This is a genomic window from Paenibacillus tarimensis, assembly GCF_021532315.1.
Lineage (GTDB): Bacteria > Bacillota > Bacilli > Paenibacillales > Paenibacillaceae > Paenibacillus_I > Paenibacillus_I tarimensis.
Genome location: NZ_JAKGAO010000003.1, coordinates 188,173 through 213,497, shown reverse-complemented (window position 1 = coordinate 213,497; position 25,325 = coordinate 188,173). Strand labels below are relative to the sequence as shown.

23 protein-coding genes and 4 tRNA genes are annotated in these 25,325 nt (G+C 51.5%); 5 read left to right on the top strand and 22 right to left on the bottom strand.

The window, feature by feature from the left end; genetic code table 11:
- Positions 1–237 precede the first annotated feature (237 nt).
- The 3 genes from L1N82_RS01005 to L1N82_RS00995 all read right to left on the bottom strand — a co-directional run bounded on the left by L1N82_RS01005 (position 238) and on the right by L1N82_RS00995 (position 6,121).
- On the bottom strand, positions 238–3,249 hold the full coding sequence (locus tag L1N82_RS01005; protein WP_235285461.1) for an efflux RND transporter permease subunit: 3,012 nt from the start codon (positions 3,247–3,249) through the stop codon (positions 238–240).
- 361 nt (positions 3,250–3,610) lie between these two features.
- Entirely contained in the window at positions 3,611–4,795 is a 1,185-nt protein-coding gene (locus tag L1N82_RS01000; RefSeq protein ID WP_235285484.1) for an MFS transporter, read from the bottom strand.
- 24 nt (positions 4,796–4,819) lie between these two features.
- Positions 4,820–6,121, bottom strand: coding sequence for an MFS transporter (locus L1N82_RS00995; RefSeq protein ID WP_235285460.1), 1,302 nt, complete (start codon positions 6,119–6,121; stop codon positions 4,820–4,822).
- A 124-nt stretch (positions 6,122–6,245) separates the two neighbouring features.
- On the opposite strand from L1N82_RS00995, the gene L1N82_RS00990 reads away from it, so the two are divergent.
- A complete protein-coding gene (locus tag L1N82_RS00990; RefSeq protein WP_235285459.1) occupies positions 6,246–7,715 on the top strand; it encodes an aminotransferase class I/II-fold pyridoxal phosphate-dependent enzyme in 1,470 nt (489 codons plus the stop codon).
- 333 nt (positions 7,716–8,048) lie between these two features.
- Here the strand turns inward: L1N82_RS00990 and L1N82_RS00985 are convergent, their stop codons facing one another.
- Positions 8,049–8,351, bottom strand: a complete 303-nt coding sequence (locus L1N82_RS00985) for a DUF1292 domain-containing protein (RefSeq protein ID WP_235285458.1) — start codon at positions 8,349–8,351, stop codon at positions 8,049–8,051.
- A 125-nt stretch (positions 8,352–8,476) separates the two neighbouring features.
- Positions 8,477–9,037, bottom strand: a complete 561-nt coding sequence (locus tag L1N82_RS00980) for a stalk domain-containing protein (RefSeq protein ID WP_235285457.1) — start codon at positions 9,035–9,037, stop codon at positions 8,477–8,479.
- A 252-nt stretch (positions 9,038–9,289) separates the two neighbouring features.
- On the opposite strand from L1N82_RS00980, the gene L1N82_RS00975 reads away from it, so the two are divergent.
- Positions 9,290–10,015, top strand: a complete 726-nt coding sequence (locus L1N82_RS00975) for an MBL fold metallo-hydrolase (RefSeq protein ID WP_268821763.1) — start codon at positions 9,290–9,292, stop codon at positions 10,013–10,015.
- A 79-nt stretch (positions 10,016–10,094) separates the two neighbouring features.
- On the opposite strand, the gene L1N82_RS00970 is transcribed toward L1N82_RS00975, so the two are convergent.
- Both L1N82_RS00970 and L1N82_RS00965 read right to left on the bottom strand, forming a co-directional pair.
- Positions 10,095–10,337 carry a DUF3892 domain-containing protein gene (locus L1N82_RS00970; RefSeq protein WP_235285456.1) on the bottom strand — a complete coding sequence of 81 codons (243 nt, stop codon included), beginning with the start codon at positions 10,335–10,337 and terminating at the stop codon, positions 10,095–10,097.
- Positions 10,338–10,387: 50 nt separating this feature from the next.
- The gene (locus L1N82_RS00965) at positions 10,388–10,633 is read right to left on the bottom strand and encodes a hypothetical protein (protein ID WP_235285455.1); all 246 of its coding nucleotides are present in this window, start codon (positions 10,631–10,633) and stop codon (positions 10,388–10,390) included.
- Positions 10,634–10,810: 177 nt separating this feature from the next.
- On the opposite strand from L1N82_RS00965, the gene L1N82_RS00960 reads away from it, so the two are divergent.
- Entirely contained in the window at positions 10,811–11,020 is a 210-nt protein-coding gene (locus L1N82_RS00960) for a DUF2524 domain-containing protein (RefSeq protein WP_111148663.1), read from the top strand.
- A gap of 119 nt (positions 11,021–11,139) precedes the next feature.
- Positions 11,140–11,212: transfer RNA gene (locus L1N82_RS00955), tRNA-Val, on the top strand.
- Positions 11,213–11,436: 224 nt separating this feature from the next.
- On the opposite strand, the gene L1N82_RS00950 is transcribed toward L1N82_RS00955, so the two are convergent.
- The 3 genes from L1N82_RS00950 to L1N82_RS00940 all read right to left on the bottom strand — a co-directional run bounded on the left by L1N82_RS00950 (position 11,437) and on the right by L1N82_RS00940 (position 13,346).
- Positions 11,437–11,913: a hypothetical protein gene (locus L1N82_RS00950; RefSeq protein WP_235285454.1), complete on the bottom strand. Its 477-nt coding sequence runs from the start codon at positions 11,911–11,913 to the stop codon at positions 11,437–11,439.
- Between the two features lie 424 nt (positions 11,914–12,337).
- Complete coding sequence (locus L1N82_RS00945; protein ID WP_235285453.1) at positions 12,338–12,481, bottom strand: hypothetical protein; 144 nt, start codon at positions 12,479–12,481, stop codon at positions 12,338–12,340.
- 319 nt (positions 12,482–12,800) lie between these two features.
- Positions 12,801–13,346, bottom strand: coding sequence for an FxLYD domain-containing protein (locus tag L1N82_RS00940; protein ID WP_235285452.1), 546 nt, complete (start codon positions 13,344–13,346; stop codon positions 12,801–12,803).
- A 214-nt stretch (positions 13,347–13,560) separates the two neighbouring features.
- On the opposite strand from L1N82_RS00940, the gene L1N82_RS00935 reads away from it, so the two are divergent.
- Complete coding sequence (locus tag L1N82_RS00935; protein WP_235285451.1) at positions 13,561–14,565, top strand: S-layer homology domain-containing protein; 1,005 nt, start codon at positions 13,561–13,563, stop codon at positions 14,563–14,565.
- A gap of 146 nt (positions 14,566–14,711) precedes the next feature.
- Here the strand turns inward: L1N82_RS00935 and L1N82_RS00930 are convergent, their stop codons facing one another.
- The 12 genes from L1N82_RS00930 to pyrE form a co-directional block, all read right to left on the bottom strand.
- A complete protein-coding gene (locus tag L1N82_RS00930) occupies positions 14,712–15,530 on the bottom strand; it encodes an SPL family radical SAM protein (RefSeq protein WP_235285450.1) in 819 nt (272 codons plus the stop codon).
- Complete coding sequence (locus L1N82_RS00925; protein ID WP_235285449.1) at positions 15,517–16,218, bottom strand: uracil-DNA glycosylase; 702 nt, start codon at positions 16,216–16,218, stop codon at positions 15,517–15,519. The genes L1N82_RS00930 and L1N82_RS00925 overlap by 14 nt, the downstream gene beginning before the upstream one ends.
- A 206-nt stretch (positions 16,219–16,424) precedes the next feature.
- A tRNA-Leu gene (locus L1N82_RS00920) sits at positions 16,425–16,510 on the bottom strand.
- Between the two features lie 17 nt (positions 16,511–16,527).
- Positions 16,528–16,604, bottom strand: a tRNA-Ile gene (locus L1N82_RS00915).
- A gap of 26 nt (positions 16,605–16,630) precedes the next feature.
- Positions 16,631–16,704 (bottom strand) — tRNA-Met (locus L1N82_RS00910).
- Positions 16,705–16,793: 89 nt separating this feature from the next.
- Positions 16,794–16,964, bottom strand: a complete 171-nt coding sequence (locus tag L1N82_RS00905; RefSeq protein WP_235285448.1) for a hypothetical protein — start codon at positions 16,962–16,964, stop codon at positions 16,794–16,796.
- A 228-nt stretch (positions 16,965–17,192) separates the two neighbouring features.
- Entirely contained in the window at positions 17,193–18,704 is a 1,512-nt protein-coding gene (locus L1N82_RS00900; protein ID WP_235285447.1) for an ABC transporter substrate-binding protein, read from the bottom strand.
- 5 nt (positions 18,705–18,709) lie between these two features.
- Positions 18,710–19,591: an ABC transporter ATP-binding protein gene (locus tag L1N82_RS00895; RefSeq protein ID WP_235285482.1), complete on the bottom strand. Its 882-nt coding sequence runs from the start codon at positions 19,589–19,591 to the stop codon at positions 18,710–18,712.
- Positions 19,592–19,603: 12 nt separating this feature from the next.
- Entirely contained in the window at positions 19,604–22,510 is a 2,907-nt protein-coding gene (locus L1N82_RS00890; protein ID WP_235285446.1) for an ABC transporter permease, read from the bottom strand.
- Positions 22,511–22,513: 3 nt separating this feature from the next.
- Positions 22,514–23,665, bottom strand: coding sequence for an efflux RND transporter periplasmic adaptor subunit (locus L1N82_RS00885; RefSeq protein ID WP_235285445.1), 1,152 nt, complete (start codon positions 23,663–23,665; stop codon positions 22,514–22,516).
- Entirely contained in the window at positions 23,631–24,434 is an 804-nt protein-coding gene (locus tag L1N82_RS00880; RefSeq protein ID WP_235285444.1) for an ABC transporter ATP-binding protein, read from the bottom strand. Before L1N82_RS00880 ends, L1N82_RS00885 begins: the two co-directional genes overlap by 35 nt.
- A 231-nt stretch (positions 24,435–24,665) precedes the next feature.
- The gene (pyrE, locus tag L1N82_RS00875) at positions 24,666–25,325 is read right to left on the bottom strand and encodes an orotate phosphoribosyltransferase (RefSeq protein ID WP_235285443.1); all 660 of its coding nucleotides are present in this window, start codon (positions 25,323–25,325) and stop codon (positions 24,666–24,668) included.

The following is a 25,325-nucleotide window of genomic DNA, read 5'->3' as shown; positions in this document are numbered from 1 at the left end:
GGTAGCCGTTAGCTGACGCTTGCCTGTAACAGGAAGAAGCTGTTCCGATGACCATAACGGCTTGGAAAGTCCCTTCAACACAGTGCTAACAAATAGAAACCGTTTCTAAGTAAATGGGAGTGTTGCCGCCATTTACGGAAGAAACGGTTTCTTTGTACATTTTAGATTGCAATCAATCAACGTCATCTATTATCGGGCTGTATCACGGAATCAAGGTGACCGCGTTATTTGATTCTATTATGCCGCCGCCATGTGCTCAGACCTCTCCTCCCGGCGCTGTTTGGCCGATTTGCGGAAGTACATTAATTCATAGATTACCGGCACGACGACCAAGGTAAGCACGGTTGCGACAGCCAGACCGCCGATGACAACAATGGCCAGCGATTGTGAGACGATGCTCCCACTCTCTGATGTGCCGAATACAAGCGGCAGCATGGCACAGATGGTTGCAATTGCGGTCATCAGAATCGGTCGCATACGGGTGCCTGCAGCTTCCAGCAGCGCTTCTCGGATGGACATTGTTTCCTCGTTCTGCTTCACCCGGTCAATCAGCACAATAGCATTCGTAACGACGACGCCGATCAGCATCAGAGCACCGAACGCTGCGGTAAAGTCAGGCGTTACGCCGCTGATAATCAAGCCCAGCACGGCTCCGATCGCAGCCAGCGGCAGCGAGAAAAGAATGGCGAGCGGCGCGCGCAGCGTACGGAAAGTTACCACCATAATCAGGTAGACGATCATAATTGACACCAACGCTGTCATACCCAGCTGTGCAAAATCGCTCGCTTGCTCGGCAGAGGCACCGCCGCTTAGCAGCGTTACTCCCGCAGGCAGCTCTACTTCATCTGCCGCTTTAGTAATTGCGGCGCCAACGATGGACAGCTTATCAGGATCTGCTGCTGCTGTGACACGGATATATGTCTCCCCGTTCTTATGGAAATATGTGCTGGGTTCTTCTGAACGGACGAGCTTCGCTACCGAATGAAGCGGTGCCGGGCCCACGCCGGTCATGACCGTTAATTTGCTCAGCTCGTTCTCTGTTTTGGGGTTTACCACAGGCTCAAGGAATACATCCATCTTAGCGGTCCCTGTCTGAAGGGTTCCGATCGGCATGCGGTTCAGCATGCCCTGAAGCTGCAGCGCTATGTCTGCCGCTTGAGCCTTCACCGGATCAACCTCAAAGGTGTACACCGATTTTTTCTGCTCCTGATTTGTCTTAACCTTCAGCACGCCCTCGATGCTTTGAAGTTTGTCAGAAATTCTGGCTGCCGCTTCAGACCGGGCCTCCTCTGTCCCGCCTGTCACATCAATATAGACCTCGCTTGAGCTTCCGCCCGACATCATGCTCATGGCACTGGCAGTGAGCTCTGCCCCCGGATACTCACCGGCCTGCCCCATAATGCGCTCAATCAGCTTGTCGGCATCCGCCCCCTTGCGAACCGACAGCTGGTAGGTGACCAGCGTGGACGAGCCAACCGAGCCCATCTTGGCACTTTCTTCGCTGTTTCCAAGCGACATCGCAAGCCATTCGCGCTCAGGCTGGTTAACCAGGAACGCTTCAAGTCTTGCGCCTTCAGCAGCTACCTTCTCCTTCGGTGTCTCAGCCGGGTACTCCAGTTTCACAAGGAGAGATTCAGCATTGGAGGTATCAAGCGCTCCCTTAGGAAGCATCATATAGCCGGCAATCGAACCGATGAACAGCAGACTGGCAACCGTAAGGGGCAGCCACTTCCTGTTCAGGTTCCAGGACAGAAATGCGGTAAACCGCCGGGATGGCTCGTGCTCCTTTAGTGTCGTATTCTTCAGGAATACAGCGCTGAGAAGAGGAACAACAGTTAAAGCAACCAGCAGTGATGCAAGCAATGAATAGGAAACCGTGAGTGCGAAAGGCAGCAGGAACGACTGAAGTGAGCCGCGCAGCAGTCCCATTGGCAGGAAAACAGCCACAGTTGTCAGTGTGGACGATGTAATCGCCGTTGCTACCTCTCTGGTAGCCTCGGTTACCAGTGAAATCAAGAAGGCTTCTTTCTGAAGCCTGCGGTAAATATTTTCGATGACTACAATGCTGTCATCCACCAGACGACCGACCGCAACAGCCACCCCGCCAAGCGTAATAATATTCAGAGTAACACCAGATAAGTGCAGCAGATACAACGTGATGCCAAGTGATAACGGGATGGACACGATCGTTACGATTGTCGCCCGGAAATTCCGCATGAAGAGCAGAATAACGATGGTGGCGAACAACGCGCCGAGCAGTACCTCACGAAGCATGCTGTTCACGGAATGAACAACCTGATCTGCTGTACTCATCAGCACCTTTACCTGAACACCATCAAGCTCTTCCGTCAGCCTGGAAGCAGTCTCTTCCACATCCTTGCCTACGGCAACTGCATTGGCATTCAGCCCCTTGGATACCGTAATCAGAAGCGCGTTTTGACCATCAATTCGTGTTACGGATTCCTGCTCATTCGTAACCGCCACCTTCGCTACCTGGTCCAAACTAATACCAGGGGCAACCGGCAGCTTGGCAAGTGTCGACGCGTCCGATATATCTGATACGACCTTAACATTACCCGTAACCCCCGAGATTGTTCTCTCCCCGATTGCGGCCGAGAGATCACGACCCTGCAGAACCCCCATTAAGGCCTGGAACGGTACGCCGAGTTCAGCAAGCTTGGCAGGATCCGCGGTCACCGTTACGGACGGCTGTGTTTTGCCGCTGAGCTGAATGTGACCGGCGCCTTCGATCTGCTGCATTTCTTCCATCACCTTGGCTTCGAGCTCCTGCTTGGCCGCGTCGCTTAACCCCTCATCAAAAACCATGGTTACCCAGGAGATGGGGATCATTGAAGTATTCAGCTGAACAACGTATGGCTTTGATACCTGGTCGGGCAGTGAGACTGCATTTACCGCCTTCTCCACATCCGCTGCTGCCTGCTTCATATCCGTTTTGGAATCAAACATGATATCCACCTGCGAGTAGCCGTCCCCTGAGGCGGAATACATATCCGTCTTCCCCTTGATGAAGCTGACCGCCTGCTCAATCGGAGCTGTCACGCCCGTTTCCATCGACTTCGCATCATAGCCCGGGCCGATTGTTGTAACCGTGACCGATGGGTTATCTGCTTCCGGTAGAAATTCCATGGGCAGCATCAGATAACTAAACACTCCCGCGACAAGCGCCATCACCACAACCAGTGACATCGCTGCCTTGTTCTTGAAAGACCACTTCGTTAACCAGCTCATACTAAGCTATCCCCTCTCACTCTTTCCAAATCGGTTATGTATGGATGGGCGGTAAAGCCTTTACCCGGAATGCTGCAGCCTATCGCCGGTCGCTCTGCTTTTCCCTCGCCCTAGGTAATAGCTTACTAGCTTCCCGAACTGCCCGAAAACATCCGAGGACGGGTTTTGTCGAAGACTGCAGGCGGGTTTTATCACCCGTCTTAAGGCGGGGAGCTTACAGGACCACAGTAGAGCTGGATGTAAATTTATGGAATACAAAAAAAAGACTGCTCCTTAGTGCAGCCTGCAGCGGCTCTAAGGAGCAATCTTCTAACCAGCCTCTATTTAATCACAATTAAATCACAGCCGACATCTTGTTATTCTAAGCAATTTGGGAATTTGCCTGATCCTCGCTCTTATCCAGGGCGCGGAAGCGGGAGAGCAGCACCAGCGCAGCCAGCGACAGTGCACCTCCAACAATAAGCGGCAGCCGCAGCTCGACCCTGAACAGGCCGGCTGCGATTAATGGTCCGGCTATACGGCCGAGACTGTCCATCGATGAGCTGAGACCTGCCGCAACCCCTTGTCCCACCGTTGTCTTTTGGGTGATCAGCGAGGTCACACACGGGCGGATCAGCGCATTGCCAACCCCGAAGACGGCAAGATACAAGGTAGCCGTCCACAGCTCGTAGGCCGTGATCAGAAGGAAGAAGCCAGCCGCTGATATTATCAAGCCTGCTGCGATATATGCCGGCTCCTGGCCTTTCTTGATGTATCTCCGTACAACTCCGCCTTGTACAAGTGCGCCAACAACGCCGCAGATAAAGAACATAATACCGAATTGATACGGCGTAACATCAAACCGCCTCATACCGAAGAACTGAAGCGTCGACTCCAGGCCTGCCAGTGAGAAGGTGACGAAGAAAGCAAGCAGATAAAGATATTTCAGCGGTCCTGTGAAGGCCGTCCAGCGGGAAGTCGGCGTCTCAGTGCGGGAGCGCCGCTTCTCGGGAGGAAGCGATTCCTTAAGAACGGCAAAGGCGGTGATGAACAGCAAAGCCGACAAGCCGGCCGCTGTATAGAACGGCGTCTCAAGCGAAATCCGGCTGAGCATGCCGCCCACACCCGGCCCGATTGTAAAGCCGAGTCCAATGGACATGCCGACAAGTCCCATGCCTTTGGTCCGGTGTTCAGCCGGCGTTATGTCAGCGACGTAAGCGACGATAACCGAGGTTACGGCACCCGAGAACAAGCCGCCAAGCACACGTGAAGCGTACATTAGCGGCAGATGGTCCGAAGCAAGGCCGAAGAGCAGGAAGCTTGCTGCAAATCCCGCTATACCGGTCATAATAATCGGACGCCGGCCGATCTTGTCAGACAAGCCGCCCCACAGCGGGGACAGCAAGAATGATACCGCCGAGTAGATGGACAGCATCAAGGCATTATGTATCTCCGCATTGCCGGGGTCGACGTGAACGACCAGTTCCGGCATGACCGGAATAATAATGCCAAACCCTATAAAAACAGTCATCAGAATGACCATAACAACCGCAAGCTGCTTATTCAACATGTCTATTTCCCTCCATCCAAGCTATCGTACCATAACCGGACGCCGATGAGAAATGAACAAATGAAGAACAAACAGGATGAACAAGACGATCCCACTTATCATAAACGGGGCATGCGGTCCAAGATAATCCCACATCTTTCCTGAGAGGATAGAGCCGAGTACCGTACCAGCGCCCTCGATCGTCAGGAAAAAGCCCCAGACCGCTCCGCGTTCCTCTTTAGGGATAGCATAGGCGATCAAAGCGTTCCATGCCGGAATAATGCAGGCGTAGCCAAGCCCAATAACCGCAATCACAATAAGCGCCAGCTTGGCATCCCGGACAAATCCAAGCAGCGGCAGCGAGATTGCCGTCACGAGAAAGCCGGCATGGAGAAACCGGGCTGTTCCCACCCGGTCCACCCACTTTCCGACCGGAATCAGCCCGAGTACCGTCACCGCCCCGCCGGCTGTCAGGTACAAACTGTACTCCTGCGGCGACAGAAGGAGGACGTTGCGGGCAAACAGAGTCAGCACCGGTATCAGAAGGCCAAGGGCGAAGGTTTGGGCGAACATGGCCGGATACAGCAGCCGGCTTGCCTTCACGGTCCTCCTCACACGATCCAGGTAGGCAGCGAAAAGCCTCAGAACACCTCGGTGCGACTGCTTGTCCCCTTCAGCGGCGGCGCTGGCTTCCTGTACAGCTTTATTCACCTGCGTCCCTGGAGCCTGAGCTGTGCCTTCCTCCGAAGCCGTCTTCCGACTCCGGCCGGGCAAGAACAGCGCGACGAATAACACAACCGCCATAAAAGCAAGCAGCAGAATAAAGGCCGGCGTGAAGGATTGAATGATGAAGAAATTAATGACGATCGGGCCGCAGCCGACCCCTGTCAGCCAGGCCATATACACAACACTCATTATAATGCCGCTTGCCTCATAACCCGACACGGCTGTCGCGCCTGTAATCACACAGGGCCACAAGGGCGAGGTCCCAAGGCCAAGAAGCGCACATGCCAGCATAAGCCAGCCTGCCTGATCCGACACCGCCATAATAATGACGGACAGCAGAGTGAGCAGCACACCCGTAAGCATGACCAACCGGTAGCCGATCCGGTCGATAATGAAGCCGAGCGGACTCCGGAGCACATTATCACCGATATACTGGCATGCGAGCGCCCATCCGATAACATAAGCCGACAGGCCGAGCGCCGACTCCATATAGACGGGAAGCACCGATATCAGCAGCGCCCCCTTGACGAATTCCACGCCGAACATGATCAGCAGCAGCTGGATAACAAATGGCGAGCGAAGCACGCTTTTCTTGGTTTGAGCTAGAACAGGCTCCATAGCCTTGCTCCTTTCGTATCGTGAATTGGTCGTCCACTTTCAAGACAAACTTGCAATCCCCCCTGTTTTTGCTATACTCAAGCTTGTTTAATGAGAACCTTAAGAGAAAGGCTGGGATGCTGCGATGGATCATCAGGCCACACCGCTGTTTTCTGCACTCCGCCGTCATGCGGAGCAAAATCCCGTACAATTCCATATACCCGGACATAAGAAAGGGACAGGCAGCGACCCCGAGTTCCGCTCTTTCATCGGGGATAATGCCCTGTCGATTGATTTAATTAATATTGCGCCTCTGGATGACCTCCACCAGCCTACCGGCGTCATACAGGAAGCCCAGAAGCTTGCCGCCGATGCATTCGGTGCTGATTATACCTTTTTCTCCGTACAGGGCACAAGCGGCGCCATCATGACGATGATTCTGACCGTATGCTCGCCGGGGGATAAGATTATTGTGCCTCGCAACGTGCACAAATCAATTATGTCGGCTATTATTTTTGCCGGCGCCCGCCCTGTCTTTATTTCACCAGCGCGGGACGAGAATCTCGGAATTGACCACGGCATTACCCTGCGCTCGGTCCGCCGCGCCCTGTCGCGCCATCCCGACGCCAAGGCCGTAGTTGTAATTAATCCTACCTACTTTGGGATATGTGCGAACCTGAAGGAAATCGTCGAACTGGTCCACAGCTACAATATACCAGTACTGGTGGATGAAGCTCACGGGGTGCTCATCCACTTCCACGAGGATCTCCCGATGTCCGCCATGCAGGCTGGCGCCGATATGGCCGCAACAAGCGTGCATAAATTAGGCGGCTCGATGACACAGAGCTCGGTCCTGAATGTAAAAGCCGGAAGAATTAATCCGCAGCGCGTTCAGACCATTATAAGCATGCTCACAACGACTTCTACCTCCTATATCCTGCTTGCTTCGCTCGATACGTCGAGAAGGCATCTCGCGCTCCACGGCCACGAGCTGGCGGAGCAGGCGATTGGACTGGCTAAGGAAGCGAGAGAAGCCATCAATCAGATCCCGGGCTTATACTGCTTCGGAGATGATATATTAGGCGATGAGGCTACCTTTGACTACGATCCTACAAAGCTTACCATTCATGTCCGCCTTCTTGGCATAACAGGATATGAGACCGAGAACTGGCTCCGTGAGCACTACAACCTGGAGGTTGAGCTCAGTGACATGTATAACATTCTGTGCCTGGTGACGCCGGGGGATAACCGCGAGTCTATCAATACGCTTCTCGCCGCTCTGCGTCAGCTGTCCGAGCAATTCTACCAGGTCAATGAGGTTCAGGAGCTCGTGGTCAAGATACCAGAGATCCCACAGCTGTCGCTGACGCCAAGGGATGCCTTCTACGCCGAGACGGAAGTTGTGCCATTCCGTGAATCAGCCGGGCGTATTATTGCGGAATTCATCTATGTATATCCGCCTGGAATTCCAATCCTGCTTCCGGGAGAAGTTATCTCCCAGCAGAATATTGACTACATTGTCGACCACGTTGAGGTCGGGCTGCCGGTTAAGGGTCCTGAAGACCGCAGCATTGAGTTTGTAAAGGTTATTGTCGAGGAAAATGCGATCTTCTGACCGTTCGCGATGAAGAAATGTCTGTCCCAACATGCGAGGCTGACCGGAGCGTTAGAAAACCGGCCAGCCTCGCTTTTTTATTTTCCGCATGTCCAAGGTCTTGGGTTAAGCGCTTAAAATGATTGCCACGTATTGGAAAAGGTAGTATTATGTTGTTGGAGGTGGCCGCCAATGAGTCAGAGCGCTTACATATAATTCAGGCAGCTCGGATGGGAGTATGAGGCTGCCGCATATCCTTATACAATTGCGCAAATAAAATAAGACTGTACAGACCGGGAGAACACCCGGCTATACAGCCTAATTGAGTACTGCCTATACTGCTCAGGTTGAACCTTAGTTCTCCTGCTTGGCAATTTCCTCGTAAATTTTCGTAACGCGTTCCCATTCCTCGTCATCCTCAATACCAACAAGAAACGCCTCGTCGTTCTCTTCCTCAATACGGAAGATTACGCCGTCAGCCTCAGGATCGTTGCGGTCCAGCAGAACGGCATATACCATTTCCTCGGACTCAAACGTGTAAACCATTACCATTTCACGTTCGTTGCCTTCTTCATCCGTTACAACAAATACATGATCCTCATGCTCATGATCATGTCCGCAGCCGCAATCATCTCCATGTTTATGCTCTTCAGTCATGGGAAACCCTCTTTTCACAAGTTTTATCACACGTATCGTAACATTTAGGCCGTCCCGGGTCAAACAAGCGAGCGTTCGTCTGATAACAAGAGACTGTTCCACGTTCTGCGATGATCGCCAGTGCCTTATTCGGCAATAATAAGCTTTTCCGATACGACCTTCCACTCGTCACCGTCAGGCTTCATGTAAAACCGGACCTTGTAGCTTCCCCCAGCTTCAAAGGCATAGCGGATATCCTTCGTCCGGAACCAGAAATTATCCTTCTGTGAATTGACATCCTGCGACTGGATTAGCTCCTCCCTGCCGGAGGGATCCGCGATTGTTACCTTCAGAGCGGATATATTCATCCGCAGACTGTCTACCTGAGCCCATACGGAGAATGTGTAACGATTTCCCTTGCTTACCTTGCCGAACACCGTATTGTTCTGGAACAGGAACATATGTACATTCGGTTTATTGATCGTCACCTTCTTCGATGCTTCATCCCAGCTGATCAGTGCCTGCAGCGAGTTGGAAATTTGTCTCAGCGGCAAATACGTCTTGCCTTCGTTCATAACCCCTGCCTCATCCAACTCTGAACCGTTAATAATTACTCTGATTTTGGAGCTTGCGGAATCCGCAAATATCATCGTACCGCCCCATACGGATAACAAGGCGACGAGGACCAGCAGCTTCTTTACTTTCATTAATATAAACCCTCCATCCGTTGTCTGGATGTCTGGTTATACTCGGATATCTGCCCAAAGTTGCGGACAGAAGCCAATTTTTTTATCCCCAGGATCCCCTCCAAGGAACGAATAATGTCTATTGATGGAACAACCTGCGCTTTCCCGGGAAATGCAATGTGCTCCTTGCCCTGTACCAATCCGTTATTAAGCTTTGTTTTATACAACAAAACATGATAAATTTTAGAAAAAGAGTTCAGGAGGATCATTCCTTTGAAAATTCAGATGCTGGGTACTGGAAGCGCATTTGCCAAGAAATATTATAACAACAATGCCCTCCTCACTGCGGAAGCATTCACCCTACTGCTGGACTGCGGCATTACGGCACCGGCAGCCCTCCATAGATTAGGGATCCCTCTTGCCTCCCTTGACGGTATTCTCATCTCGCATCTTCACGGCGACCATGTCGGCGGGCTCGAGGAGATCGCCTTCAGGATGAAATTTGAGCTTCAGCGCAAGCCTGTGCTCTACATTCCCGAACCGCTTGCGGACACGCTCTGGAACCATACGCTTAAAGGAACGATGCAGACCGAGGAGGCCCAAACCTTAGATGATTACTTTGAGGTGCACCGTCTTGGCGAGGGAGTTGTTCATCCCCTCCATCCTGGCATACAAGTCGAGCTGATGCAGACTGAGCATATTAAGGGCAAAAGCAGCTACTCGTTTGTCTTTAACGACAAGCTCTTTTATACAGCAGACATGCGCTTCGCCCCTGAACTGGTGACTGATATGGTGCGCCGCAGAGACTGCATCGTATTTCACGACTGTCAGCTTCATCCGCCTGGCGCCGTGCATGCTGCTCTGGACGAGCTTCTAACCCTTCCGGAAGATGTGCAGAGCAGAATTTATCTGATGCATTACGGAGATGACCGGGATGATTTTGTAGGACGTACCGGAGCTATGACTTTCGTGGAGCAGCATCAGGAGTATGAGTTTTAATCGTTAGGGATAATCGGTTGAAATAAAGAGACCGGCAACCCCATCCCGGGTACCGGTCTCCTATCCTTCACGCGAAGCCTTAGCTGAACGTCGGAAGATTATCGAGATTGTTGGTTGGGTCTCCGTCTGCATCACCGCGTATATACATTTCCCCGTCACGGCCTTTGAACGCGTTCACACCGGCAATTGCCCCGTTCCTTACTTCCTGCAGCGCCTGCTGGTAATCCAGCACACGGCCGCCTGATGTCTGAAAGGAAGTAATATCGCCGTCTCCATTCTTTTGCACAGCCACGAACGTTTCCCTGTTATTACCGTTTGCCATTCTGCATCCTCCTCAAGTTAGCTGCCTGCCGCTGGCCGATCCAAAGCCCTTTATTCTCTGCCGATTTCTTGATCATGCAGTGATTCTGTCTGGCCAAGGGGGTCCTTAGGAGTTAATGACTGCTCCCCTTCGCTATAGACATGACTCATCAGACTGCCAGGCGAATAAGACTTGCCAAAGTCCTCTCCGCTAAAAGCCGACTCAGCAGGCCCTGTCTCCGTCCAAATCGGGTTGCAGCCTGCAGCCATCAGTAAACATGCAGCCGCTGCAATGGCTGTCCAGCTATTTCGTTTCATGTTCTCCACCTAGCCTTTACCGTAGTTGGCGAGCTTATAGCTGGAAGTATACCCCTTCCCGCCCGGTGCTTATTCCCTGTATTCGGCTTTTGTTATGCAGGCAGATTGAAGCAGGCATAGGCAGCCCACAAACGCACATAATAGAGGATGCTGTTATCAACCTGCAGGAGGTGCTCCATGATCGACCAGCTGGAAAGCAATTATAACTGCGCTAATGCATCGCAAGATCTGTATGAGCTCAAGAGAGAAATCGCCCAGCTTCAACTCAAGCAGCATCTGTCCAGTGAGGAACAGCAGCTGCTTAACCGCTGTGCTAACCAGATGAGTTTTATTAAAAACAAGTGCGCGATTGATAATGGCCGGGAAGAGAATAATCATCCGGTTTAACAGCATCGGTAAGACAGCAGAGACTCTGGGAAGCCTAGAGCCTGCTGTTTTATTTTTGTTCATTCAAGTGTTGACGTTGCCTCTAATTTTTGATATATTATTAATTGTCCTCAAAACACGATCTGTTAGCTCAGCTGGGAGAGCACCATCTTGACAGGGTGGGGGTCAGTGGTTCGAGCCCACTACAGATCATTAAGAAAACCCTTGAGAAATCAAGGGTTTTTGCTTTTTTACTGCCTTATGTCTTGCTTGATATTACACAATTGGTGCCGAAATGGTGCCTTTTATCTGACTAAAGCAAAAGTGGGTGCCATTTACGGCAGCACTCTCTTTTAACCTTCTAAACTTCTCCTTTTGGAATCCGCTTGTTGATAGAGTAATATCAGTATTTGAAGCACCAACTCGCCAAGCTTCCTTTACCCTAATAATCCTGGTATTGCTATTGCAACGGTAATAAAGTAAAGGTTCCTCTTCTCTATTTCTTGATCCTCAAGATTCAATTCTTTAAACCAGTCAGATTTTAAATCTCCTTCAGTTAAGATGTGTGATCTCCAAAAAGATAACTGGGTTTCCTTAAATAGAAAAGAATGACCTGACTCTGCTTCAGCGTCTCTTACATAGTCATTCTCCTTTGATATTTCTTTAATCACTTCCTCGGCTTTTAAATTAAATACATCTAGACCTTTGTATAAGAAAACAATGTCTTTATGATATGGATTAGTCACCTCAATAAAAGCAATTTTATCGTCACCGTCGTATTCAATTCTCGTGAAAATAGAATTTAAGGAACGACCTGATATATTCTTCGTCAAGGTATATTCAGCGTCCTTCTTGCTCATCCTCAGTTTAACAGGACCGATTCCTTCAAAAGGAACTATATCGATCTTACTCACTCTAAATATTCCTCCCGTTTATAATTATACAAAACGCTCCGGCAATCAAATAATTAGATTAACAGAGCGTGCCACTAATAACAACCATCTAATTCCAAAGTATGCTTAATAAGGTGCATTTAGCAAAATAAAACGGGCTACTTGGGTGTTTTCACATGATGATCTAGATACATCATTCTGACTGCCGGTGCTGTACTTGCATTTAATCCTTCATTAAGAAGTGAAACGATAAGACAGTATGATGTCTCTCTCTCCACCCATGCTTGCATAAGAAGATGGTACACTCTGGACCTATTCTAATACTGGACAATGTAGTCAAGTAAATTATCCTTCCGTTCTCACAAAAAATAAAACAACCGCAGGTTATTAACCCACGGTTGTTCTAGTACTTTTTGAAGCTATGATTTCTTCGGGCAACCGGCACCTATACGATCTGTTCAAACAATGCAATTTCGCCGCAGCTTCGGCAGACAAAGATGACGCCTCCAAAATAATGCTTCTCACCTTCGATGGGCCGTATCGTTAATTCCCCGAGACGGTTGCCAGTACGAATGTCATAACAAACCATCGTATCGCTCCTCCTCTAAGCTGTTTCTCTCAACGTATGCGGTGGGGGCAGCAGATACAACCCGTTTATTATGAAGTTTTTACAAAGAAGCGACCCAATAGAAAACTGCAGCCCAGAAAGCCAGCAAACCTCCGATAATAGCTGCCCAGGTCCAATTCAACCTTCTGAACACGACAATCACCTGCACTTAATCAGGAGTATTTATTTTCCTTTATCATACACCAGATTAATGAGAATTGTCACTAAATGTCGATTTAAACCAGTAGAAAATTGTCGAACTGTCAGACCGTAAACCTATACATACTACCTGTCTTAAGCATCAGCTGGTTGATACATGGTCAATCTGAAAACGCACTTCCGTAAAACCGTTCAAATTCTGCTCACCAGTCAGAAGCCGGACCACTCTTCTCTCCCCTGCCCCCAGCGAGGTTACCGATCCGGAAGCGGTACCGATCCGCTCCCCGTCTTCTTTATAAAAGGATGCTGTGAACACGACGGAGTCTGCCTCAGATTTACCTTCATTCATTAATTCAACGGTTACATCCGGCCCGAATTCCTCCTGCTTCACAATTAATTGTTGAAAGGCGAATTCACCGCTTCTGAACACTTCCTCCGTTCCGGTAGAAGCCGATAGCCGGTTATCCCCCGCCTGCTGCGCATGCATGGCCGCAGGAGTGGATTCTGCCTCCACTTCCGAGGCTGCTTCATAAACCGGAAGATAGGGAATGCCGTTGATCATCGTCACATCTTTGAAGGAAGCCTCGTTCTTCATCATGACAGTGAACCCGTATGCCGCCAGCAGGGATCCAAGAAAAGCGCCCGCAAGCACGACTGCGATTAAACCGCCCGTATACCATTTTCTCATCTGTAGAACCTCCTGACTGACCAGAATAAATTCAGCATGAAGCGTTGTTTGCTGCAAGCTTTCCCCTGATTGTACTACAAGTCATGCCGTCATTGCTACATATCGGAGCAATTCATAAAGCAACAACTCTTATCCGCATCCTGCAACATTTTGTTCAGCCTCCCCGTCTAGGAGAATAGCTGCAGCTAATACTAAAGAATGAGGTGATGTGCAAATGAAGAAGCCGGTCTTAATTGTCCTGTTGGCCGCGGCGCTTATACTAATTGTCGGCCAAGCAGCATGGGCGTTCTCAGACACGAAGCAGGACCCGAACGCGGATAAGATTGAAGCGCTTAAAGAAGCGGGAATCATTAGCGGAGAACAGCAGGATATGTTCAATCCTAGCGGCAAACTGACCTATTCAGCGGGGATATCGATGATTGTAAAAGGCTTTGAGCTCAGCCTGGCACATGTACAGTTCATTAAGGCCCCTGAAGCTTCCGACTACTACACGAATGTCAAAAATGGCATGTGGTACTCTGATGCGTTCGTCATCGCTCACCACAACGGTCTTGAAATCCCAAAGGATGTAAAGCCGGAGCAGATCATGACACGCGAGCAGTATGCGCATCATCTGTTCAATGCCATTATATCGAGGGGCGACTATGCCTTCATCGAGATTTATCAGATGTTTGAAGATGAATCCGAGGTAGACAAGGCATACATGAACAGCATCCAGAAGCTTCTGACGACCGATATTGTTGATATGGACAGCACCAATACCTTCAGACCAAAGAACGGCATTACACGCAGCGAGGCAGCCGGTTGGCTGTATGACGGCATTAAATTTGTGAAAGAGCATACGGATACCGATAACGTTCCGGATCAACCGGCCGGCGCCAGCCCGCTCTTCGATCTGCAGCTGTCCGTCAAGAAAGTGAACGCTGATATTAACGAAGTTACGGTAAAAGCACAGGCTCCTCATCCCGGATATGGAATACGGATTTCCTCCATATTCTTTGACGAGAAAGGCCAGGCCGTAATAATGGTCGAGGCCGTACAGCCTGATCCCAACAAGATGTATCCGCAGGTCATTACAGAGGTTCAAACCGTAACGTATGTCAGCAGTCAGTTTAAGCCGGTTCTTCCCGAAGAACCAGGTAACCCGAATGACGAGGTATCATCAACCCCCTCAGATCAGGCACCTTTAGCTCCTGTGGAACTGCCGGCTATGAAATAATCAAACCCAGCGGCACCACTGTTAGTCCGCATGAAGTAACGCTGCCTTGCTGACCCATACGACAACTGCCCGCCCCCTCCACCGGATTTCGCGATAATCCGGTAGAGCGGCGGGCAGTTTTATTTATTTAGTTCTAGATTATTTGGCTAAGGCAGGAAGCCTTCTTGTCCCCACAGCACCTCACAGCCGCCACCTGCCTCGCTTTTAAGCTCTTCGAAGAAGCTGTCAGCCGTCTCTGGGCTGTACTGCTGCTGTATTCCAAGTTCTTCATACAGCGCACGGACACCCAACTGGGAGGTTCTCCTCCCGAGACTGCCGTCGCCCCGAAAGAAATCGTCTACGACTATTCGCCGTGATGACTGCAGCAGCTGCTCTCCGAACCGACCGGAATGGGGCAGCAGAGGCGAGACGGCAATCTGTACAGACACTTCGGCTTTCCTCAGCTCCTGAACAGCTCTCCAGCGCGCAGCCAGGGGCGGTGAGGATGGCGCAAAATGCTTGCGAGAATCCTCCAGATCTGTTTCAATCGTCATACTGACACGGACGCGCTCCCCCAGCTTACGCAGCAGGTCTATGTCCCGAGTAACAAGCGGGCTCCTTGTCTGCACCAGCACAAACTGCGGTGGTGCTTCAGCCATCGTCTCGAGGATCGAGCGAGTGACCCTCTCCTTGTACTCGACCGGCTGATAAGGGTCAGTGGCCGACGCCATGAATACAGTAACGGGCCCCTTTGAAATGGATTTCAGCCATTCCCGGCGGAACCCGCCCGCCGTGTCTCTCTTGATGTCTACCCATTCACCCCATGACTCCTTGCGGAACAGACCGACTGGCATGCGCCTGACGTAGCAGTACGAACAGCCAAAAGTACAGCCGGTGTAAGGGTTCAGCGTATGCGTATATCCGGTTAAATAACCACTCGCAGGCGTTAGCCATTTGGAGGGGCGCCTTTCGTTAACGGCAATCATTCAAACCCTCCGGATTGGCAGGCAGACACCAGTTAATTTCCTCTGACCCGATCGAGCGCAGAAAAGCATTCGCACGCGAAAATGGCTGGCTGCCAAAAAACCCCCGACGGGCTGCAAAAGGGCTCGGATGCGCGCTCTCGATTACACAATGACGGGAAGCATCAATCATCGAAGCCTTCATCTGGGCATGCTTGCCCCATAGCAGAAATACAACCGGATGCTCCCGCTGTCCTAATGCAGCAATAATACGGTCCGTAAACAGCTCCCAGCCAAGCTTCTGATGAGAATTAGGCCGCCCTGCTTCTACCGTTAGCACCGCATTCAGCAGCAGCACGCCCTGCTTGGCCCAGGGCGTCAGGCAGCCATGGCTCGGCGGCTGGCAGCCGATATCGGACTGCAGCTCCTGGTATATATTCCGCAAGGAGGGAGGTATACGCACCCCGGGCTGTACCGAGAAGCTTAAGCCATGTGCCTGGCCGGGTCCATGATAGGGGTCCTGCCCAAGAATCACAACCTTGGTCTCCTTATAAGGGGTATACTGCAGCGCCTGAAAAATATGATCTTGGGCCGGATACACCTGTTCTGTCCGGTATGCCTCTGCGAGCTTCGCACGCAGCTCCATGAAATATGGTTTATCGAATTCTCCCTCCAGCACAGCGGGCCAATCATGGGGAAGCTGAACCGACATTCCGTTCCCTCCTATCGTTCTGGTTGCTTCGTAGCGGTTGTATGCCGCTGCCTCTAAGCAGGCTTCCTGCCCTGTTCACTCTCTATTACCCTTCCTATTCGATTACACTGCACGGTAACAAGAGCTCGGATTAGAATGGAAAAGAGCCCTGAACGGCATTCTGCCAAACAGAGCTCTTATGTATGCTGATTGTGTAAGTTAAGGTATGCCGAGGACGGGAATCGAACCCGTACGGTGGTCACCCACCGCAGGATTTTAAGTCCTGTGCGTCTGCCAGTTCCGCCACCCCGGCATGGTAATTGTTCATGTTGGTGGGCCCTGAGGGACTCGAACCCCCGACCAATCGGTTATGAGCCGACCGCTCTAACCAACTGAGCTAAGGGCCCTTCCAGTTTCCATGTTAGGAAGTAAGTTGCGGGGGCAGGATTTGAACCTGCGGCCTTCGGGTTATGAGCCCGACGAGCTACCGGGCTGCTCCACCCCGCGACGGTACCAATATGAAACAATCATTAATGGCGACAATTAATAATATACAACATGAAGACTGAGTAAGTCAAGAGATTTCTGGCAAGAAACTATGGCATATACCGAACGCCATACCTGCCTTTTCTCGACCGGAACACTTCAATCTCCTGCGGGCAATCATAACCGTAAATCCACCAATCATTCTCCATCCGTTTCACAAGGCAGCCTGCCTGGAATTTCGTTTCATACAGCCTGACCCAATAGATCCAACTGGACCTCAATACGTTCAACCTCCTGTTTCTACTCGCAATTTACCATATGGCCTAAGCTCGGGCAGAAATTACGGCATTCAAATAAATGGATGCCCTATTAGAATACCCGCTTTGGAGTGAAAACAAGCAGCCTGCAATAAAATCATGTCTCTCGGTCAGCAGAAAACGACAGCAGCATCATGACAAAGAAAAACCCGGCTGCTCCTTGAAGGGAGCACCGGGACTTCTCTGTTAGGACTAGTAAACTTCACTCATAACGCCGGCGTCAGTTGGTTCAAGCGGTCCGTTCGGGTTAGCTTTGATCTTCTGGAGCATGGCATTGCCCTCAGTCTCCCACTTTTCCAACGCTTCCTTGACCGTCTTGTCACCCTTGATAACTTCCTGGAAGTACGGCTGGGCAATATACTGGACCTGGTACATATTTGAATTCTCGCGGAACAGTTTTTCCTGCTCCAGACTTTGCGGCGGTACAGGCTTCAGCTTGGTGAACGCATCAATGTTGTAGTTCAGTCCGTTCATAGGCTTCAGGAATTCTTTGCGGGCTGTAAGCTCGTAAGAGCTGCGCGATTTGAGCTTTGCCCATTCCTTGCTGTTCATAAACTTGATGAACTCCCATGCGTCCTTGTCATTCTGTGCTTTGTTGTTAATCCCCATCAGGCTGCTCAGGTACACATTACCGCCTATACCTTCAGCTTCAGCATGCTGTGGTGATGTCACGATATCCCAGTCAATCGGTTCCATGCCAAGCTTCTCAGCATTTTCATTCATAAGGGTGATTTCATTGATATAGTTGGTGTCCCCCATCGCTACCATGGCTACACGGCCGCTCAGGAACAGATCGCCCTCAAACTGGTTATATGGCTTTTCCGGATCACGCTCGCGATAGATATCCTCCATGTTCGGCATGATCTTCTTCTTGTACATCTCTGTGATGTCCGTCCACGCCTTTTCCCACTGCGGGTTGTTCACGAGCATCTTCTCGCCCTTGTCATCGACGAATTTTAACTGCAGAGGAGCCGTATAGTTCTGAATATCCCAGAAGCCGTCGCTGCCGTAGCGGTTGAACGTCAAGCCGTATACCCGGTCCTTTCCTTCACCTTTCGCAAGCATTTCAGCCTTGGCAAAGACTTCATCCCAAGTTATACCATCGGTTGGGAAATCGAGACTGGCCTCTGTAAACAGCTTCTTGTTATAGAACAGTGCAGTAGATGAGAAAGTTGGCGTCAAGGCATAAATATTGTTGTCCCCGGCCGATTTAATTCCATCCATTACAGCAGGCACATAATCGGACAAATCGAACTTATCCTGTTGGATCAGCGGATCGAGCTGCTTCAACAGGTTATCCTGGACCATGCGCCGCAGAAAAGAATAATCCACCACCATGACGTCAACCGGGTTGGAGCCGGTGAGCATTTTGGTGAGCTCTTCATAGATGTCCGGCTGTTTGTTATTCTCATCAGGCGTCTGGAAGCGCTGATCGTTGTAGTTAATCGCCGATACGATCTCAATCTCAATATTGCTGTTCATGAGCTCAAATGCATCCGTATACTGCTGCCGGAAATAGGATTCGTCCTGAGGGCTGCCATATAGAGTACCAATCCGCAGCACTCTCTTCTCTGTTGAGGTGTCCCCATTGCCATCCGCGCAAGCGGCCAGCAGCGACACAAGCATCGTTAATACGAGCAGCAGCAGCAGCGGCCTCCTTACTTTCCCGGTGGAACCGGTCTCCTTCATGTTGTTCGTCATCATTCTTCTTACCCCTCCAATTGTTTCGGTGCCGTTATGGTAATTTTCTCGCCGTCGAATTCCATGGACGCTTTATCTTTTATGCCCAGGGACAGCAAATAGTCCTTGGGAATCTGCAGCCGCCCGACACGGTCGACGACCACATACTCCTCATGTACCTCCTGAAGCCCGCCGGCACCGGCTGCAAATCCTGTGGCTTCATCAAGGCTTGAGTTGCGCTTTACAAATTCCGTACTGGTAAGGCCGTCACGGATAGCTACCACACGGTCGACCTTGCTTGCCAGCGACAGATCGTGAGTAACGATTACGATCGTTACCCCAATTTCACGATTCAGCCGCCGGAAAATGTTCATGATCATGTCGGATGTCCGGGTATCGACTGATCCGGTCGGTTCATCGGCCAGCAGCATTTCCGGGCGGTTGCACAGCGAAATGGCGATTGCCACCCGCTGCTGCTCGCCACCGGAGAGCTGATGAAGCTTGTTATGCATCCGCTCCTTCAAGCCGACCCACTCGAGCAGCTGCTTCGCATAAGCACGGTCGGTTTTGCCGGTCAGCATCATCGGCATCTCGACATTCTCCAGCGCCGATAGATAAGGGAGCAGGTTCCGGGCATTGTTCTGCCAGATGAAGCCTACCGTCTTGCGCTTATAATCTACAAGCTGGTTATCGGTGATCTTGAGCAGATCCCATTCCCCGACCTTCACCGTGCCGGCGGAGGGGCGGTCCAGCCCGCCCAGTATATTCAGCAGGGTAGACTTTCCGCTGCCGCTATTTCCGATAATCGCCATCATCTCGCCTCTTTGGACCGTCAGGTTAAGGCCCTGCAGCGCGACAACCTCGAGATCATCTGTTTTGTAAATTTTAACCAAGCCTTCACAATCGATCATCGCTGTCATTCTCTACCGCTCCTCTCCCATCTTCACTGCCTGATGAACCCGCAGCTTGCGGATGTGCAGGAAGAGCATCGCAGCACCGGTCAGCAGCATGAAGCCGACGACGACATACAGCTGAAGCATATCCTGCTGCTCGAACACAACCCGGAACGGCGGTACGGCATTTTCCACATTCTCTGCAGTCTGCAGGAACGGAAGGAACAGCTCACTGGCCAGCGTCCCGATCCCTAGCCCAAGTACAATCGACAGGCCGCCGGTAAACAGCTGCTCGAGAAGCAGCATGCCGGTAAGCTGCTTACGTGACAATCCCATCGCCCGCAGAACACCGAACTGTACAATTCGTCCAGACAGGTTAAAGAACCAGTACAGCAGGTAGCCGGTAAGTGAGACTAGAACAGAAACCAGGAAGCCGAGACTAAGAATACCGAAGACACCGCCGCGAGTCGGATGCTTGGACTGCACCACAAGCTCAGAGCGCACATCATCAACGGAAGCAAGCTCAATGCCGCTGTCCATCAGCTTCGTGACCAGAGGCGCCACGTTTGCTCCATCCTTCATCTTCAGCCAAACTTCGTAAGGTATGAGCGGCACCTGATCGTAGATATAATCCAGATTGGCAATGACAAACGGAGACTGATCCGGATATTGTGTAGGCCAATAAGGCAAAATGCCCACGACAACGAACGATATTTTCCCGTCTGTCAGTCCTACCGATACTTCATCCCCGAGCTTCAGCTGATAACGTTCCGCAACGCCCGAAGGTATAATGGCTGCATGCTCATAAGCACCCAGCAGGTTCAGATAACGGTACGGATGTGCAGGGAGCAAGTCGTTACGGAACCAAGCCACTTTGGAGAAATCAACATTGTCGATGCCCATCAGGGTACCTTGGCCAATCGATCGGCCGGATATAACGACACTCCCCTTGGTCTGCAGCACACGTGCCGCAGCATCTACACCTTCAAGGCTGCGGAAAATTTCAAAAGGAGGCTCATTATAGATAATCTTGGATGGTGCCTGAGAAGCGCCACCGCCGCCAGGGTTGCCACCACCGCCGGGATTTCCGCCTCCCTGGCCGCCGCCAGGTGAACCGCCGCCATTACCGCCGCCGCTTCCACCGCCTGCACCCGCATTCGGACTAATTTCAGGTCTGCCATCCCACACCGTCTTGATAATCACGTCCGATCCATAACGGTACAGCGTCCGCTCTGTAGAGTTCAAATCAATGGTACGGGCTGCCGACGCATTATACACCCCTAACCCAATCGTCAGAATCAGCAGGATCATTAGCGGATAATACTGCTTCGAAGACCGGGAGAGCTGCGTTAGCGTCAAGTAAAGCGGCACCGGCAAGAACTTTCTTCCGATCAGGTTGAACAGCTTCAGCAGAAGCGGAAACAGCCTGAGGAAGAAGAGACCAAGCGAGAATATCGCAATCGCCGGCACGAAAAACAGGAACGGATTGACATTCAGCTGGTCTGTCGTCATGCCCGTCTTGAATGTCAGCATCTGGCGCTCATTAAACAAGTACCAGCCGTAGCCCGCCAGACCCAGCAGCAGCACATCCAGAAACCAACGCTGCCACAGAGGCCCGCGGTCGGACCTAGCCAGCTGCTGCTTGTAGCCCACAATCGAAGAGCGGGCAAACATGACCGCCGGAATGACCGTCGATAGGACAGCCAGAAGCACAGCCGCGCTTCCAGCGATAATGGCATCCATTGAGAAGCCCACCGGAATCGATTTGCGGTCGACAAATGCCAGGAAGCCATTGGCCGAGCCAATACTCTTGGCCATAAACCAGCCGATCAGCGGACCGGTTGCCATCGCGATCACGCCAAGCAGCAGTCCTTCAAGCAGATAGATCATAATAATTTGCCGGGTTCCGGCACCGCGGCTCCGCAGCACCGCTATGTCGCTCCGCTGCTTCTCAAGCGACTGTCTGGCATTCATTGCAATATAATAGAACACCATAGCGATCATTGGCGCCGCCAAAGTAAACAGCAGCGTCTGCAGCTGCACGCTCTGCCGTTTGAAATCCGCGAGGGTATCCGCAAACGAGATGTCCACCCGTGTATCGGGCAGCAGCTGATACAGCTCAATATTGAGCCTCTCCAGCTTACGGCCAAGCGGCGAAATTTGGCTGGTCTGGATCTCACGCAGATCAAATGCGTAATACCAGCTTGCATTCTGCAAAGGAATCTTCAGCTTCCCAAGCAGCGTATCCTTGAACGCCTGCTCACTGATGAGCAGATTACCCATCACCGACTCCATCCCTTGATACCAGTAAGGGTCCGTATCCTTAAGCGGCTTATAGGCACCTACAATTTTGACCTTCAGCGTGATATTCAAGCCGCCGTATATAGGGTAATAAAATTCATCACCGACATGGACATCGCTGCGGTACAGCGCTTCTTCCATCATCACCGCTTCAATGGTGTCGCCGCTCGCGGCCGCATCCTTAAACCAGCGTCCCTGTGCAAGCTCGGCCTTCTGGTCCAGTCCTGACATTGTCATAATTGTCATCTGCCGATTGCGGCTCGCATCAACTGTGGTGGGGTCAACCGGCGAAATATCCGCTCCCCGGATCGTCATGCTCCCCACGTAAGTATCATGCGGAAAGCCTATATCCTTTGGAAGCTCGCCTGTGATGTATTGGTTTACCTGCTCCAGCTTCGCCAGATCGGTCTTGTCGCCTCCGGTAGACTGGTAGCGCATCAGCAGGGAGCCTGCCGGAAGGCCTGTGCTCTGCTCCTGAAGCGATTTGGCCACAACCCGCTTCAAGGCGCCATCCGCGTACATCGGAATACTGGTCGCAAAGGCCACGGCAATGATCAGACCTGCAAGGGTGCTTAACGTAAGCCACCTCGTATTCCACATTTTTCGAAACAAAAATCGCAGCAGCGGTACTCCCATCCTTTATCGACCTACGACTTTCTGCCCCGGTGTCAATCCTTCAAGAATTTCCACCTGCGTTGACGTTTGCTGGCCTACCGCTACATCCACTTCACGCTTGCTGCCATCATTCTCAACTACTTGAACGTAAGTCCGTGCCCCGATCGTACGAAGAGCAGACACCGGGATTACAACCGCGTTTTCCTTCCGTTTGGTTACGATGCTTACGGTTAGATTGGTGCCGCGGACTGCATCCTTCGGCAGCTTGCCGACATCAACAATGAGAAAATCTTCCGGGCGTTCCGGCTTCTGTGCACCATTTCCGCCCGAACCGCCATTCTGTCCGCCGTTTCCGTTTTTGTTGTCCGTCGAAGGAACTGGAAGCTGCTTGACCTTGCCCTCCACCTTGCCGGAACCGCTGATCTCAACGACAGCAGGCATGCCAATCGTCACCTTGGACAGATCATCCTTGGATAACGACGCAGCAACAATAAGGCTGCTCGTGTCGGCAATAATACAGATCGGATCATAAGATTTAATTTGAGCACCCTTCTCCACGTTTACCTGAACCACCGTACCGGAGAATGGTGCAGTGAGCGTGGATTTGGCAATCTCCGCTTCCAGATCGACAATTTCCTGGCGCTGCTCCTCAAAGAGAATGACCGCCTCCTCAAATTCAATGGCTTCCATCTCATCGCGCTTGCGGAGCGTCTCCTTCATCGTGACCTCTGCCTTGCGGAACTGCAGCCGCTTCTGACGCAGCTGTTTTTGCATTTCTTCCACATCCAGCTCAGCAATCAGCTGGCCGGCCTTTACCTGATCTCCTGGCTTAACGTTCAAAGCCTTAAGCCGCATGCCATCCAACGTAAAATAGAGGGTCTCCTCCTGCATGGACATCAGCTTGCCGGTGCCCTGTACCCGTGATTCCAGCGTGGTGGTGGTTACTTCGTACTCCGGCTTCTTCGAGATCTGCGGAGGGGTAATTTCCGGAAGAACCTCTTCCTCCTCTTCCTTGGGCAGCAGCGCACAGCCGCTCGTTACAGCTAGGGAAACAGCCAGGACCGAGGCTGCTGCCATCCGTCCCCATCTGCTCCGCATGTGATTCGGCGCAAGCTGTCCGTCCTGCCTTTCATTCCGCCTGCTAGATAAATTTTCCGTCCACCATTTCGTAAACATGATCAGCTACCTCCAAAATCGTCGGGTCGTGTGTTGTCATACAGATCGTCACACGCTCCGTTTCAATGATTGATTGAAATACAGACATGATTTGTGCCGCCATCTGGGAGTCCAGCTCTGCCGTCGGTTCATCGGCCAGCAGCAGCTTGGGACGGTGTGCAATCGCTTTGGCAATAGCAACACGCTGCTGCTCGCCTCCTGACAATTCAAAGGGACGATGATGCATTCGCTTCGACAGGCCTACGAGGCCAAGACATTCGGTTACCCTATCCTTCCATTCGCTTCGCGGCACACCTGCCATCCGAAGCGACAGCTCCACATTCTCGTAAGCCGACAGCAGCGGCATAAGCGCGAATGCCTGGAAGATGAAGCCCATCTCCTTGCGCCTAACATTGGTCCTTGCATGGTCATTCATCTTGTGAAAGGAGTAATCCCGGAAGTTAATCTCTCCCTGTGTCGGCTGATCAAGCCCGCCGATCAGATTCAGCAGAGTCGTCTTGCCGGAGCCTGATCTCCCCCGCAGCATCACCAGCTGACGAGGCCGCAGCTCCATATTAATATCCTTTAGCACATGCAGCGGTTGTCCTCCAACCTGAAAGGACCTTTGCACCCCGCGAACCGTGAGGACCGGCTCCCTGCTGACGGGCTCCTCATCCCGAATGGGAACCTTCGTCTCCTTCTTGAGCGCTACTCTGGCTCCTGCTCCGGGATCATTCTCTTCTACAGCTTCTTCCGGAGCTGCCTGTTTTTTTCTTCTCCACAATGCCATAGCTTCCCTATGACCCCTCCCGTTCTAGAAATTCCAAAAATATTCCTGATAACGTATAGACGGCCGGGCTATCCAAAAAGTTACGTTTTTAAACATCAATTTTTGAAAGAAATAAAAAAACTTTTAAATGACGGCATAAAAACAGCCCTTATCCTCTCGGATAAAGGCTGCTGCATAGGAACGTCTGAAAATTGAAAATTCCTGCTTTCATGCTGTAATTTATATGGGAGTTTAGGAATTAAACGATTCGCCATACGCCTGCGGATTTTCACGCCATGACTTCAGCAGCTCCACATCGCCAGCTTCTACAGCGCCGCGCTGCAGGGCGGTATCAATAAGAGCTGAATAACCGGATAAAGTATGCAGCGGGATACCCTGCTCTTCAAATGCTTGAACAGCCTGAGGGAACTCATAAGTGAAGATCGCAACGGTAGCAAGCACTTCGCAGCCTGCTTCACGGACCGCAACAGCTGCCTTAAGCGAGCTGCCGCCAGTAGAGACGAGATCTTCAATTAAGACAACCTTCTGACCCGGCTGGTAATGACCCTCAATCTGGTTCGTCTTGCCGTGCCCCTTGGCCTTGTCCCTCACATACAGCATAGGCAGATCAAGCTTCTGAGCCACCCATGCGGCATGAGGAATTCCTCCTGTTGCTATACCGGCTACTGCCTCACAGGCAGGATAATGCTCACGGATAACAGCGGCAAAACCGGCAGCGATCGTCTCCCTCACCTTAGGGTAGGACATCGTCAGACGGTTATCACAGTAGATCGGCGATTTCATGCCCGACGACCATGTGAAGGGGTCATTCGGGCGCAGAGCCACTGCACCAATGTTCAGCAGTTCGCCCGCAATTTGCGCTGGAAGTTCAGCCAGATTGACAGAAGTCAT